A 13779-nucleotide genomic window follows, 5' to 3' on the forward strand; every position below is an offset into this window, starting at 1 on the left:
GTCCGGCGCGGTTCGGGCCGCCCGTGGGGCCCGTCTATGAGGTCTTCGAATTAATGTATATAAAAATAGTGGGAATTAAACGACATCGGCCGGAACGTCGGGGCCCGCGCACGGGCCCCTTCGCTTCCTAGGCGGTCTGCAGCCGGCGCGCGCTGCGCTCGAGCACCTCTTCGGCCTGACGCATGATGTTGCGCACCAGTTCGGCGGTGGTCGGGATGTCGTGGATCAGGCCCTGGCTCTGGCCGACGGTCCAGATCCCGTCGTCGGTGTCGCCCTTGCCCATGACGTTGGTCCGGCCGCGAACGCCGGCGACCAGGTGGCGCACGTCCTCGATGGTCTTGGTCGGGTCCTGCTGGATGCGCACGACCTCCTCGGACACCGCGTTGCGCGCCACCCGGCTGGTATTGCGCAGCGTTCGGTTGGTCAGCAGCGTGTCGCGCTCGGTGTTCTCGACGATCTTCTTCTTCACGTTCTCATGGATGGCGCACTCCTGGGTGGCCATGAAGCGCGTGCCCATGTTGACGCCCTCGGCGCCCAGGGCCAGGGCGGCGGCTAGGCCGCGGCCGTCGGCCATGCCGCCCGAGGCGATCACCGGCACGTCCACGGCGTCCACCGTGGCCGGCAGCAGCACCACCAGGCCCACATCGTCCTCGCCCGGATGGCCGGCGCATTCGAAGCCGTCGATGGAGATCACGTCGATGCCATGGCGCGCGGCGGTCACCGCGTGGCGGACCGAGGTGCACTTGTGGATCACCTTCACCCCGTTTTCCTTGAAGCGCGGCAAGTGGTCGGTCGGGTTGCGACCGGCGGTCTCGACGATCTTGATGCCGCTCTCAATGATCGCCTCGCGGTACTCGTCATAGGGGATCGGGTTGAGCGACGGCAGCAGGGTCAGGTTGATCCCGAACGGCTTGTCGGTGAGTTCCTTACAGCGCTTGATCTCTTCCCACAGCGCCTCGGCGGTCGGCGAGTGGTGCGCGGTGATGAAGCCAAGCGCCCCGGCGTTGGCCACGGCGGCGACCAGCGGCGCATAGCCCACGCCGGTCATGCCGCCCATGATTAGCGGCGTCTCGACGCCGAACATCTCGGTAATGCGGGTCTTGATCATGGCGCTCCTCCCTGTTTCGCCTGTTCTTTGACCTCAAGCCCTAGAGGAAGCTGGGCTCGGGGCCAAGACGGCAAGCGTCGAGGTCGCCGATCAGGCCGCGCGTTCGGCCTCGATCTCTTCGAGCGACTTGCCCTCGTTACGCGGCGCCCAGAGGGTCCCGATCAGTCCGCTGGCCGCCAGGAAGCCGGTCAGGATCCAGGCCAGGGTGTGGAAGCCGGTCGCCGTCAGCGCCGGTACGAAGAAGCTCCAGATCCCCAGCCCGAAGCGCACGACGGCGAACGTCACGCCCTGGGCGGTGCTGCGGATCCGGGTCGGGAACAGCTCCGAACTCCAGAGCTGGAAGAACGACTGCGCGCCGAAGCCCACCGCGATGCCGCCGAGCACGACGTGCAGCAGCGCCACCGGCAAGGTCAGCGGGAAGATCGCCAGCAGAGCCATCGCCACGACCTGCATCAGCGCCGAGATCGCAAACAGCAGCCGCTGGTTCACCCGGTCGGCGAACTTCATGAAGATGAAGATGATCGAGACGATGCCCAGGCCGAAGTTCAGCGCCTGCACCGCCACGCTGACCGCCTGGGTCTGATTGCCGACCGTGCTGAGGATGTAGGGGAAGAAGAACCCGTTGGTCCCGGCCCACAGGTTCCACATGCCGTACATGCCGATCAGGAACGCCATGGCCTTCAGGTTCTTGGGCTGCATCAGCTCGCGCCAGGGCGAGACCTCGGCCGACGCCTCCCCCGCCAGCCTGGCGCGCTTGGCCTCCTCCTGGGCCTGCGTCCAGCGCTCGGACTCCTTCATCCGCGAACGCAGCAGGGTCAGCACCAGCGCCAGGATCGCCAGATGCGCGAACACGATCCGCGCGCCCAGCAGGCCCAGCGGCGCGAGCACGAAGAACATCACCATCACCACGACCGGGCCGAGGTACCAGAGCACCTGAGCCACGCCGCTGTGCTTGCCGCGCTTGCCCTTGGGGGCCTGCTCGGCGATCAGCGACCAGGACGCGGGAATGTCGGCGCCGACCGCCAGGCCGACCAGCACGAAGCCGACCACGATCATCCAGGGCGCGGTGGCGAACACCAGCCACAGCATGCCGAAGGCGTAGAACAGCATGTCGTACTGGTAGATGCGCTTGCGGCCGAACCGGTCGCAAAGCCGCCCGCCGATCAGCGCCCCGACCCCGGCCGAGATCGCATTGGCGCTGAACGCGCCCAACAGGCCGATGAAGGTGGTGCTGAGGCCGTAGGCGCTCGCCCAGAGCGCCAGCGCCGCCGAGCCGGCCACGATAGACCCGGCGTCGATGTAGTTCGCCAGCCCCGCCAGGATGGTGTTCTTCCAGTCCTCGCGCGTGTCGGACGCGGCGAACGCGCCGGGCGCGGCGGACGTGTGATCGGAGCCCATGTGTCTTCCTGCTCTGTCGAACGTCGCGCCCTCCCCGCCGGGCGGCTTAGAAGCGCTTGCGCACGCCGAGGTTCACGAACCGGCCCAGTGTCGAGCCGTTGACCGGCGCGCCGATCCCCGGGCTGATGTTCAGGAACGGGACCTCTTCGTCGAACACGTTGTCGATGTTCAGGGTCAGGGTCAGATCCCGGTCCCAGGTCTCGCCGCCGAAGTCGTAGACGAAGGCCAGGTTCACCGGCGAGAAGGAGTCGGTGCGGGTCTGCGTCCCGGCGCCCGTGACGTCGTAGCCCTCGCTGTGATTGACCGTCGCCGAGGCCGTCAGCTTGTCCCAGGTCGCCCCGATGGTGGCGCCGAGTTGCAGCCGGCTGACATTGGCGTCCAGCAGATCGGTCTTCGGCGCGCCGTCGTAGGCCTCGCTCTCGCGGTTCAGGGTGTAGGTCCCGCTGACGCTGGCGAACACCGTGCCGAACGAGACCGGCTGGGCGTAGTTGGCGTAGAAATCCAGGCCCGAGACGTACAGCGACCCGACGTTCTTACGGCGCGCATCGATGATCGCGTAAGGGCTGGAGAACGGCGAGAACAGCGCTGCGACGCTCGGCGCGCCGTCGATGAACAGGCCCGCCGTCGCCGCCTGGGCCTGGGCCAGGGTCGGGTTGATGGTGATGAACTTCTGGAACGCCGGCACCGTGAACAGCGAGCCCGGGAAGCCCGGCGGCACGACCGTGATCGCGTCCTCGAGCTCCACGTTCCAATAGGTCAGGCCGGCCTGGAGCATGGGGAAGAAGTCGGGCTTCCAGTCGACGCCGACCGACCAGGTGTCGGCGGTCTGCGGCTTCAGGTCCGGATTACCGCCGGCCAGCACGATGGTCGGCCGGAACAGGTCGGTGATCGGCGAGGTCGGCGCGCGGATCGGGCTGACCGCCAGGACCTGGGCGCGGCTGTCGACGGCGCCGGTGGTGTCGGCCAGGCTCGGCGCGTTGAAGGCGGTGCCGTAGTTGCCGCGGACGCTGAAGCCCGCGCCCACCTGCCAGGTGAAGCCGACCTTGGGGTTCGTGGTGTCGCCGAAGTCGCTGTAGTCGTCGTAGCGGATCGAGGCGTCCAGCGTGAACGCCTGGACCAGCGGCAGGGCGTTGTCTTCGCCGATCACCGGCACGACCACCTGGGCGAACACCGAGGTCACGTTGCGGTCGGCGTCCTTGATGGTCAGGTCGCCGAACCCGCCGCGCGGGCCGTCGACGCTGCTGGCGCGCGAGGTCTGGATCTGATGCTCGGCGCCGACGGCCATGCGCACGTCGCCGCCCGGCAGCGCGAACAGCGGCCCGTCAGCGATCGCCCGCACGTCGGTCAGGGTCTGGATCGCCCGCGCATCCTTGCCGTAGTTGGTGATCGCGCTGATCACCGCCGGATTGGTCTGCGAGAGATTGAACGGGTTGAGCGCCGTCGTGGTCGTCGTTCCAGCCGCGGCCAAGGCCAGCGCCACCGGGTTCACCAGCGGCGAGAAGGCCTGGGTCTCGCTGTGGCCGTAGTTGAACATCGCCTTCAGCTGCCAATCGCCGCCCAGCTTGGCGGTGATCTCGGGGGTCACGCCCCACTGCTTCAGCGACGCTGTCGAATAGGCGTAGTCGCCGAGCACCGGCGAGAAGCTGAAGGCCAGGGTCTCGCTGGTCCCCGGCGCAAGACGCACGAAGAACGGATTGGTCTGCGGCACCACCACGCCCGACGCCGTCAGCTGGGCGTTGGCCTGGGTGGTCTTGCGCTCGCTCCAATAGGCGGTGCCGTTGAAGCTGAGGCTGTCGGAGAGCTCCTGGCTGAACGAGCCGAACAGCCCCCACTGGCGCTCTTCCGGCACGATGTCGTCGAACAGCGCCGTGTCGCAGCGGTTCAGCGAGCCGGCCGCAAAGCCCGGCGCGGCGAAGGTCACGGCGCCGACCGTCACGTTCGGCGCGGCGCAGTTGGTCACTCGGAAGTCGTCGCCGCCCTGCGGACGCAGGTCCTGACGCGGATAGCTGCGCTTGGAAGCGGTGAGGTTGCTGTTCTCACGATACGACGCGGCGACGTACGCCGAACCGCCGGTCCAGCTGGTCCCGGCGGTCAGGTTCAGATCGCCGGCCCAGTAGCCGGGATCGGCCACGCCGTAGTGGCCCGAGACCTCGAAGCCGTCGGCCTTGCGCTTGGTGATGTAGTTGATGATGCCGCCCACCGCGTCGGCGCCGTAGAGCGACGAGCCGCCGTCGGCCATCACCTCGACCCGCTGCAGCACGCTCGGGGGCAGGATGCTGGAGTCCGGCGTGGTCATCAGGATGCCGGCGCCGACCACGTTGCGCCCGTCGATCAGCACCAGGGTGGTGTTGCCGCCGGCGCCGCCGAGGTTGCGGATGTTCGGACGCTGGGTCGTCGCCCCGATGCTGGCGACGGTCGCCGGCGTGCGGTTGAACTGACTGCTGATGGCCGGGATCTGCGCCAGCACCTGCTGGGTGCTGACGGCGCCCAGCTTCTGGATCTGCTCTTCGTTGACGCCGATAACGTTGGTGCCGACCGGTGCGACGCCGCGGATCATGGTGCCGGTGACGACGACTTCCTCGACCGTCTCGGCGTCCGAGCGGGGCGCGGCGCCCTGCGCCAGCACGGGTGACGCCAGCGCGGCGAGGATCGCGCTCAGCGCGGCGCCGCCAAGCAATTGAACAGCGCGATTGGAACGATGGCCCATGGAATCCCCCCAGGAATTTGTTCTTACGTTCTTTCGTGAATCTTTACGTCAGCGCGCAGCTTTGGGCAAGTTATAACTATTGCGATCATTTTCGATCATTTCATTTCGCACCGCTGCGACCGGATCGCCCGATACCCTCCGCTTAGAGGGACGTCACGAAATCCCTATTTCGTAATGGCTTAGGCCGCCTTTGGCGGGGCGGCCGGAGGCCTAGCCGGACAGCCCGCCGCCTCGCTCGCTTGTGATCACTTCGTGGTTTTGCGCGAGACCAGCAGCCTCACCGGCCCCAGCAAGCCCGATGGCAGCAGCGGCGATTGGGCGGTGTAGGTCGACATGGGCGCGAACGTCACCGGCTTGGCACCCGGCTGTTTGTCGCCGATCAGCCGGTTCGGCCACAGGTTCACGACCCGCACGGCGATCTCGTTGCGGCCGGGCTTGAGGACGTCGGTGACATCGAGCCGGTAGGGCGCGTGCCAGGCCGTGCCCACCGGCTTCCCATTGACCTCGACGACGGCCAACTCGTGCACTTCGCCGAGGTCGAGCAACCACCGCTCGCCGGGCGCCATGCCGACCACATCAACGCTCGCGCGATAGGTCGCCGAGCCGGAATAGTAGCGGATGAGCGGGTCGCCCGATTCCGACCACGACGTCAGCGCCTCGAAGCTCGTCGGCGCCGGCGCAGCCAGCCCCGGCCCGAAGCTCACGCTCCAGGACGCCTGAACGCTCGCCGCCACCGATGTCCGTCGGCCCGCCGCCTGCCAGGCCTTCTGGCGCGTCGATTTGCGGAAGACCACGAACAGCGCCTCGTACGGTTCGAGCCGAAGCGCGACCTTGGTCAGCCCGCCTTCGGTCGCATAACCAAGCGGCTCCATCGAGCCGTCGACGGCCCGCCAGACCTCGGGAGCCCGGCCGGCCACGCGGAACGAGGCCGACACCTCCTCGGCGCGCTCCTTCTGATTGGAGACGAAGTAGATGTCGGCTTCGCGCGTTCGCCGATGCAGCGCCAGCAGTTCAGCGTCGGCTGCGCCCTCGAAGCGGAAGTCCGCCGCAACGCCCTCCCCCGCCAGGGCGTCGGCCAGGCTCGGGTAGAGCTTGCCTCGCCCGACCTTGCGTCCGGTCGGCGCCAAGGGCGCCGCGCCCCAGATCTCATCGGCCAGCGTCTCGATCGCCGCGTCCGGCGCGGTCAGCCCCAGCCCGCCGAGCGGCCTGGGCCCGACCACCACCGCGCCCGCCTTCAACAGCTCGCCGATCTTGCGCAACACCGGCTCGGTGTGACGGGTCACGTGGTCGGGCAAATAGAGCACGCGATAACTCATCCCGCCGGGCGTCACGATGCGCCCGCCCCGCACCGACAGAAGGTCCAGCAGCGCCTCGCGGTTGACGTAGTCGTAGCGGTGACCAACCGGCACGTCGGTGTTCAGCCGCCGCCGGAACAGCTCCGAGAGATTGCGATCCTCGCCGTAGAAGTAGGCGACGTCGGCGACGAAATCGCCCTGCTGCAGCAGATGCGAGGTACGCGCCAGATAGTCGATCCACGGGCCGGCGTCCTCGGCCCAGGTCTCGTTGCGATTGAAGTACTGGCCGAAGATCGCCAGCGTCATGCCCGGCTTGGCGTCGACCAGCGGCTGCTGGCGCGAGTCATGGATGATGATGCGGTTGATCCCGCGCGCGAAGATCTCGTCGGCCACCGGCTTGAGCATGCGCGGCGAGAACGACCAGGGATCCGTCCCGGCCGCTACCGTCAGCGATTCAGCCGCGACCAGGCGCTTGCCGTAGACGTGGGCGGCCGACGCCGCCTCTTCCAGGTCGGCCTTCAGCGACAGCTGCCCTGGCCCGGACGCGAAGTCGCGGTACCAGTACTCGGCGGTCGGGATGTCGGAACGGCCCTTGATCGCCATGCCGTCGCCGAGGATGCGCGGATTGTCGCCCGACGCCTCGGTGTAATAGGTCATGCCCCGCTGGTGCAGCGCCGTGGCCAAGGTCCCATAGTGGGCGTCGGCCAGCAGTTCCTTCAGGGTCAGCCGCAGGTCCCAGAGGAACCGGTCGCTGGTCTCGGCGCTGTCGACCACCCGGCCGGCGAGCACCGGCGCATAGGGCGTCGGCTCATAACCGCGGCGGCGGCGGAACTCGTCGAACAGGGCCGGCGTCCAGTTCTGGAACCCAGCCTCCCAGCTGTCGGTGAGCAGGGTCGAGACGGCGTTCGAGCCGACCTTCGATCCCGTCGCCTCGTCGTAGAGCCCGAGATAGGCGTCAGCGTAGCGGCGCACCGCCGCCGCATCGAGCTTGTCCACCTCCAGCCCTGTCGCCTCCGGCTCGGCCGGCCCGTTGCTGGCGCCGGTCAGCGACCAGCCGAAGCGCAGCACCGTCCAGCGCCCCGGCGGCGGGGTCCAGTCGAGCACGCCGTCGGGCCGAAGCTTGCCGCTCAGGTCGACGACGTCGGCGCGCCGCACCAGCGCGTCCGCAGCGACCGCAGGCGTCGGCCCGGCCGCGCCGATGGTGGTGTCGAAGCCGGCCTTGGCCTCGAACCGGTGCACCCGCCCCGACCGCTCCAGACTGAACGCCGCGATGTCGAACGCCTTCAGCGGCGGACGCGGCCGCCCGAAGCCCGGCGGCAGGCCGGGCAGCGGCGGCGTGGGATCGAGCTCCGTCATCACCACCCGGAACACCCGGGCGGTGACCGCGTCGAAGGACAGCGTCTGCTGCGTGGCCGGATGGTCGACGCCCGAGGTCGCGATGACCACGTCCTCGGCAACCTTGCGGAAGGTGGTCCCGTCGTCGCTGGCCAGCACCTCGACGGCCGCGCCGTCCTTCAGGCCGATGCTCAACGCCATGATCCGCGTCGGCGCCGGATAGCGCGCCTCGATCCAGGCTGACCTCGACGGCGCCTGGATCGGCAGCTTGACCGACACCGACAACTCTCCGGCCGCCAGCGGCGAGAGGTCGATCGGCCCGTAGTCGGCGACATGCGCCGGAACGCTCGCGCCTTCCTCCGAGGCCGGCGTCGGGAAGGCCACGACGAAAGCCTCGCCGTAGACGTCGCCCTTCAGCTGTTGCGCCCGGCTGGCCTTGGCCATGCCCTGGAACGGCCCGACCGCGCGCGGCGGCGCCTTCAGCGGCCCGGCGAGCGGCCGTCCGCCTTCGACCTCGGTGACACTCCAAACGTACTTCTTCATGCCGTCCTGCGGCGGCACGAACGTCCCGCCCGTCTGGCTCCAGCCGGGCGAGCCGGCGATGCCGACCTCCATGCCGGCCGCATGGGCGAACTCGGCGGAGTCGCGGAACACCTTGCGCCACACCGGGCTCATGAACGGCGCGCGCGGCTCGGCCAGGGCGGGTTCGCCGAACAGCTGGCCCGAGAAGGCATGCACGCCGCCCAGCCCCACGCGCTGCATCCATTCGAGGTCCAGGCGGGCGCCCTCGGCGGTGACGTTGCCGGCCATCCAATGCCACCAGGTGCGCGGGCGCGCGGCCTGCGGGGGGGCGAGAAATCCGGCCAGCAAGTCGTCCGCGCCGGGCGCAGCGCGGGCGGCGGCGGGCGCCAAGGCCAGCGCCGCGCCAGAGGCGATGAGGGACCTGCGCGTCATTCGAAAGTCGCCGCTATGCATGGGTGTATCCCCTCCCCGCGGGGCGGCCCGGCGACCGCCCAGAACTCGAACAAGCCGCGCACCTAGGCCGCGGCGCGATCCCTAGGCGCGTCCGCCAGGATCTCCGCACAGATTTCCTCGACTCGCGTGACGCCGGTCAGCGCCATCGCCACCCGCATCTCCGCCTCGATCAATTGCAGGACATGGCTGACGCCCTTGCCGCCCGCGCCGGCCAGCGCATAGGCCCAGACCCGGCCCAGCAGCACGCCCTGGGCGCCCAGCGCCATCAGCCGCACCACGTCGAGCCCTGTGCGCACGCCGCCGTCGGCCAGCACCGTCAACCGATCGCCGACCGCTTGGGCGATCTCCGGCAGCGCCCGCGCTGTCGACAGCGCGCCGTCCAGCTGGCGTCCGCCATGATTGGAAACGATCACCCCGTCCGCGCCCAAGGCCGCGGCGTTGCGCGCGTCGTCGGCGTCGAGCACGCCCTTGAGGATCAGCGGGCCTTTCCAGGCCTCGCGCACCGCCTCCAGGTCGCGCCAGGTGATGGTCGGATCGAAGTTGTCCCGCATCCAGCGGAAGAAGTCCTCCAGGCCGGTGTCGCGCCCAAGCACCGGCGCGACATTGCCCAGTTGATGCGGGCCGCCCAGCAGGCCGACGTCCCACGCCCAGCCGGGGCGGCAGGCGCCCTGCAGCGCGCGGCGCGCGGCGCTGGCCAGCCCCGAGGCCCCGGCCAGGCCGGAGCGATAATCCCGGTAGCGCGTCCCCGGCACCGGCATGTCGACCGTGAACACCAGCGCGCTGCAGCCGAGCCATGCGGCCTTCTCCAGCATCGCCTGCATGAACCCCCGGTCGCGGATCATGTAGAGCTGAAACCAGAACGGCTCGCTGACGCCGGCGGCGACCTCGTCGAGGCTGCAGGCCGACACCGTCGAGAGCGTGAACGGAACGCCGGCCGCCTCAGCCGCCCGCGCGGCCTGCACCTCGCCGCGCCGCGCGTTCATGCCGGCCAGGCCGATGGGGCCCAGCGCCACCGGCAGGCGCTGCCTGCGGCCGAACAGCGTGGTCGAGGTGTCGATCGTCGAGACGTCGCGCAGCACCCGCTGGCGCAGCGCCAGTCCCCGGAGATCATCGAGGTTGGCGCCCAGCGTCACCTCGTCGTACGCGCCGCCGTCGATGTACTCGAACAGGAACCGCGGCAGCCGTCGCCGGGCGAGCTCACGATAATCCGAGACCGACGCCGCCTTCACGCCGCCGCCTCGATCCGCGCGGCCTCGCGCTCCCAGTCGCGTGCATAGGCGCTGAGATCGACCTCCAGCGGCCTCATCCGGGTCAGCGACGACAGCGGCTTGCGCCCCGCGTCGAGCAGGCGCAACGCGCCATAGGACACGTCGTGCTCGGCGTTGGAGACGTAGATCTCATCGGCCGGGCGCAGCGAGGCCAGCGCCCGCACGAACACCTCGGCCTCGGCGAACCGCCCCTCCACCACGATGCGCTCGCGCGCGCCGATCAGGCCAAGCGAGGCGTGGGCGCTCATCGCCAGATAGAGGCAGACGGCGGCCCGGCGCGCGACCGGATCGGTCGGCATCGCGATCCAGCGCCCGTGGCCGTTCGGAAACGGCCCGACGCCCGGCGTCATGGTCGGCAGCACCTTCGCCCCGGCCCGCACCACGTCCGCGACGGCCGCCACAAGCAGCGGCTGGTCGGGCCGGATGTCGATCCGCCGGGTGTCGATCCCCGAAAGCAGTTCGACCTCGCGCCCGCCCATGAACCGCGCCGAAGGGATCGGCGCGCCATGGGCGTCGACATTGACCAGGCAGTCGCGGCCTTCAGGCAACGCGCCGATATCGACGGCCGCGCCTGGGGCCGGCGAACGCATGCCGACGAACCAGGTGCCCGTCGAGAGCACGGTCGACTCGTGATCGGCGATCTCCGGAAAGCCTCGGGCCGCGATCAGCGCAGCGTTGCTATCGTGCAGGCCGACGTGAACCTCGGTCTCCGGCGGCAGGCCGGTCCTCTCGGCCCAGGCAAGCCGCAACGTCCCCAGCACCTCGCCGGCCCGGCGCAGCGGCGCCAGCCGCGAGGCCCAGCCGCGCGCCTGCGCCAGCCCGCTCGCCCGCCCCTCCAGCGGCCGCCAGAGGTCGCTGTGGCAGCCCAGGCTCGTCACCTCGCTCGCCGCCACGCCGCTGAACACCCAGGCCCAGTATTGCGGCCAGGGGACGATGACCGCGCCGTCGTCCAGCAGGCCTGGGTGGAGCGCCTCCATCCAAGCCAGCTGGGCGCCGAGATTGAGACCGTTGGGCAGCCGCGGCGAACCGGTCAGCGCGAACCCGTCGCGCTGCTGCTCGTAGGCCTGCGCGATCGCCTGCGGCGGCGGTTCTTCGTAGTCGGGCGGCGGGCACGCCAGCGCGCCATCGCGCAGCACCGCGAAGCCGGCGCCATGTGCAACCGGGATGATCCGGGCGATCGCGCCTCGCCGCGCGAACTGAGACAGAACCTGCGCCGCCCAGGCCTCGATGCCCTTGGCGTCGAGCGCGGCGTAGCGGCCGGCGTCGATCCGCTGGTTGGGCCGCGACTCGCGCGCCAGCACTTCGCCTGACGGGCCCCAGAGGCTGAGCTTCGTCAGCGTCTTGCCCACGTCGAGCACCACGGTCAGCCCCCCCTGCAAACGCTCCTCCCTGAATTCGTTTGATTGATAGTTAGCGAAAATGATCATATAAGACCAGCGAATTAGATCGACGTGCAGCGTCCTCGGGAGGACCCCGTATATGAAGAGTGAAGCCGGCCCGGTGGCCGATCGGGCGCTGGCCCTCCCGTTCGCGGTGCCCGAAAGCCGGTGGGACAAGGCCGCGGCGGCGGCGATGTCGCCGGAGGCGCTGCTGCTCTATCGATCCAATCTGCTGGGGTCCGACCTCACGGTCACCAACTTCGGCGGCGGCAACACCTCGGCCAAGCTCTCGGAAACCGATCCGCTCACCGCGGAGCAGGTCGAGGTCCTCTGGGTGAAGGGGTCCGGCGGCGACATCGGCTCCATGAAGCTGGACGGTTTCTCGACCCTCTATCTCGACAAGTTCCGCGCCACCGAGAAGCTCTATCGCGGTGTGGCGTTCGAGGACGAGATGGTGAGCTACCTTCCCCACTGCACCTTCAACCTGAACCCGCGCGCCGCCTCGATCGACACGCCGCTGCACGGCCTGCTGCCCTTCGCGCACATCGACCATGTCCACCCCGACGCGCTCATCGCCCTGGCCGCCTCCTCGGGCGGCGAGGCCGCGACCCGCGAGATCTGGGGCGGCGCGGTCGGCTGGCTGCCCTGGAAGCGTCCGGGCTTCGAGCTCGGCGTACAGATCCGCGACTACGTGAAGGCCCATCCCGGGCTGCGCGGCGTGATGCTGGCCGGCCACGGGATCATCTGCTGGGGCGAGACCTCGCAGGCCTGCTACCAGAACACCATCGACCTGATCGCCGACGCCGCCAACCATCTCAACGCCCGCATGGCCGGACGCGCGGCGTTCGGCGGTCAGGTCGCCGCGCCGCTCGCGCCGGCAGGGCGCGCCGACGCCGCCGCCCGCCTGATGCCGCGCCTGCGCGCCAACATGCCAGGCGAACGCTCCAAGCTCGGCCACTTCTCGGACGACGCCGAGGCGCTGGAATTCGTGGGCTCGAAGGACTTCGCCCGGCTGGCGGCCATCGGCACCTCCTGCCCCGACCATTTCCTGCGCACCAAGATCGCGCCGCTGACGCTCGATCCCGCCCGGCTCGACGACGACGCCTACCTGGCCGAGCGGTTCGCCGCCTACCGCGCGGACTACGGCGCCTACTACGGCCGCTGCGCCGCCCCGGCCGATCCGAAGATGCGCGATCCCAACCCGGTGGTGATCCTGGTCCCGGGCCTTGGTCGCTTCACCTTCGCCGCCGACAAGACCACCGCCCGCCTGGCCGGCGAGTTCTACGGCAACGCCATCAACGTGATGCGCGGCGCCGAGGCCATCGGCGACTATATCGGCCTGCCTGAACAGGAGGCCTTCGCCATCGAGTACTGGGCGCTGGAAGAGGCCAAGCTGCAGCGCATGCCCAAGCCGAAGGCCCTGGTCGGCAAGATCGCCGTCGTTACCGGCGGCGCCGGCGGCATCGGCCGCGCCACCGCCGCGCGCCTGCTGGCCGACGGCGCCTGCGTGATGCTGCTCGACCTCGCCGCCGAACCGCTGGAAGGCGCCCGGCAGTCGCTCGCCCAGGCCTTCGGCCGCGACCTGGTTCGCGCGACGGTCTGCGACGTCACTGACGAGGCCCAGGTCGCCGCCGCGTTCGAGGCCTGCGCCCGCGAGTTCGGCGGCCTCGACATCCTGGTCGCCAACGCCGGCATCGCCTCCTCCGCGCCGATCGAAGAGACGACCGTCGCCCTCTGGCGCAAGAACTACGACGTCCTGGCCGAGGGCTACTTCCTGACCTCGCGCGCCGCCTTCCCGCTGATGAAGCTGCAGAAGGCCGGCAGCATCGTGTTCATCGGCTCCAAGAACGCCCTGGCCGCCACCCCCAACGCCTCAGCCTACGCCTCGGCCAAGGCCGCCGCCCTGCACCTGGCCCGCTGCCTGGCGCTTGAAGGCGCGGCGGACGGCCTGCGGGTCAATGTGGTCAATCCCGACGCGGTGATCCGCGGCTCGCGGATCTGGGACGGCGACTGGCGCCAGGAGCGCGCCGGCGCCTATGGCGTCGATCCAGGCGAGGAGCTGGAGGAGTTCTACAAGAACCGCTCCATGCTCAAGCGCAGCGTCCTGCCCGAGGACATCGCCGAAGCCGTCTGGTTCTTCGCCGGCGACGCCTCGGCCAAGTCCACCGGCAACATTCTCAACGTCGACGCCGGCAACGCGCAGGCGTTCACCCGCTAGGCCAGGAGGAGGTCGAGCCCTCCGTCAGCCTGTCACGGCCGGGGTCGCCGATGCCCTGGGGGCTCCGGCCGTGATCTAATCAGAAGACGACAGTAC

7 protein-coding genes are annotated in these 13779 nt (G+C 69.7%); 1 reads left to right on the top strand and 6 read right to left on the bottom strand.

Annotated features, from left to right (window positions below):
* Positions 1-127 precede the first annotated feature (127 nt).
* From ACSQ2H_RS15810 to ACSQ2H_RS15835, 6 genes are all read right to left on the bottom strand, one after another.
* Positions 128-1108, bottom strand: a complete 981-nt coding sequence (locus ACSQ2H_RS15810; protein ID WP_436062341.1) for an NAD(P)H-dependent flavin oxidoreductase — start codon at positions 1106-1108, stop codon at positions 128-130.
* 90 nt (positions 1109-1198) lie between these two features.
* On the bottom strand, positions 1199-2506 hold the full coding sequence (locus ACSQ2H_RS15815; protein ID WP_436062342.1) for an MFS transporter: 1308 nt from the start codon (positions 2504-2506) through the stop codon (positions 1199-1201).
* Positions 2507-2552: 46 nt separating this feature from the next.
* Positions 2553-5213 (bottom strand): TonB-dependent receptor domain-containing protein, encoded by a 2661-nt coding sequence (locus tag ACSQ2H_RS15820; RefSeq protein WP_436062343.1) that lies wholly within the window; start codon positions 5211-5213, stop codon positions 2553-2555.
* A gap of 245 nt (positions 5214-5458) precedes the next feature.
* Positions 5459-8797, bottom strand: coding sequence for a glycosyl hydrolase (locus ACSQ2H_RS15825; RefSeq protein ID WP_436062344.1), 3339 nt, complete (start codon positions 8795-8797; stop codon positions 5459-5461).
* 83 nt (positions 8798-8880) lie between these two features.
* Entirely contained in the window at positions 8881-10047 is a 1167-nt protein-coding gene (locus ACSQ2H_RS15830; RefSeq protein ID WP_436062345.1) for an L-lactate dehydrogenase, read from the bottom strand.
* The gene (locus ACSQ2H_RS15835) at positions 10044-11465 is read right to left on the bottom strand and encodes an FGGY-family carbohydrate kinase (RefSeq protein WP_436062346.1); all 1422 of its coding nucleotides are present in this window, start codon (positions 11463-11465) and stop codon (positions 10044-10046) included. Before ACSQ2H_RS15835 ends, ACSQ2H_RS15830 begins: the two co-directional genes overlap by 4 nt.
* A 100-nt stretch (positions 11466-11565) precedes the next feature.
* On the opposite strand from ACSQ2H_RS15835, the gene ACSQ2H_RS15840 reads away from it, so the two are divergent.
* Complete coding sequence (locus ACSQ2H_RS15840) at positions 11566-13683, top strand: bifunctional rhamnulose-1-phosphate aldolase/short-chain dehydrogenase (protein WP_436062347.1); 2118 nt, start codon at positions 11566-11568, stop codon at positions 13681-13683.
* Positions 13684-13779 lie beyond the last annotated feature (96 nt).

It is taken from the genome of Phenylobacterium sp. LjRoot97, assembly GCF_964254345.1.
Lineage (GTDB): Bacteria > Pseudomonadota > Alphaproteobacteria > Caulobacterales > Caulobacteraceae > Phenylobacterium.

What these genes read in the sequence shown, in the direction of transcription:
- ACSQ2H_RS15815 (WP_436062342.1), bottom strand. Translation starts at nt 2,506, where the DNA reads ATGGGCTCCGATCACACGTCCGCCGCGCCCGGCGCGTTCGCCGCGTCC.
- ACSQ2H_RS15810 (WP_436062341.1), bottom strand. Translation starts at nt 1,108, where the DNA reads ATGATCAAGACCCGCATTACCGAGATGTTCGGCGTCGAGACGCCGCTA.
- ACSQ2H_RS15840 (WP_436062347.1), top strand. Translation starts at nt 11,566, where the DNA reads ATGAAGAGTGAAGCCGGCCCGGTGGCCGATCGGGCGCTGGCCCTCCCG.
- ACSQ2H_RS15825 (WP_436062344.1), bottom strand. Translation starts at nt 8,797, where the DNA reads ATGACGCGCAGGTCCCTCATCGCCTCTGGCGCGGCGCTGGCCTTGGCG.
- ACSQ2H_RS15820 (WP_436062343.1), bottom strand. Translation starts at nt 5,213, where the DNA reads ATGGGCCATCGTTCCAATCGCGCTGTTCAATTGCTTGGCGGCGCCGCG.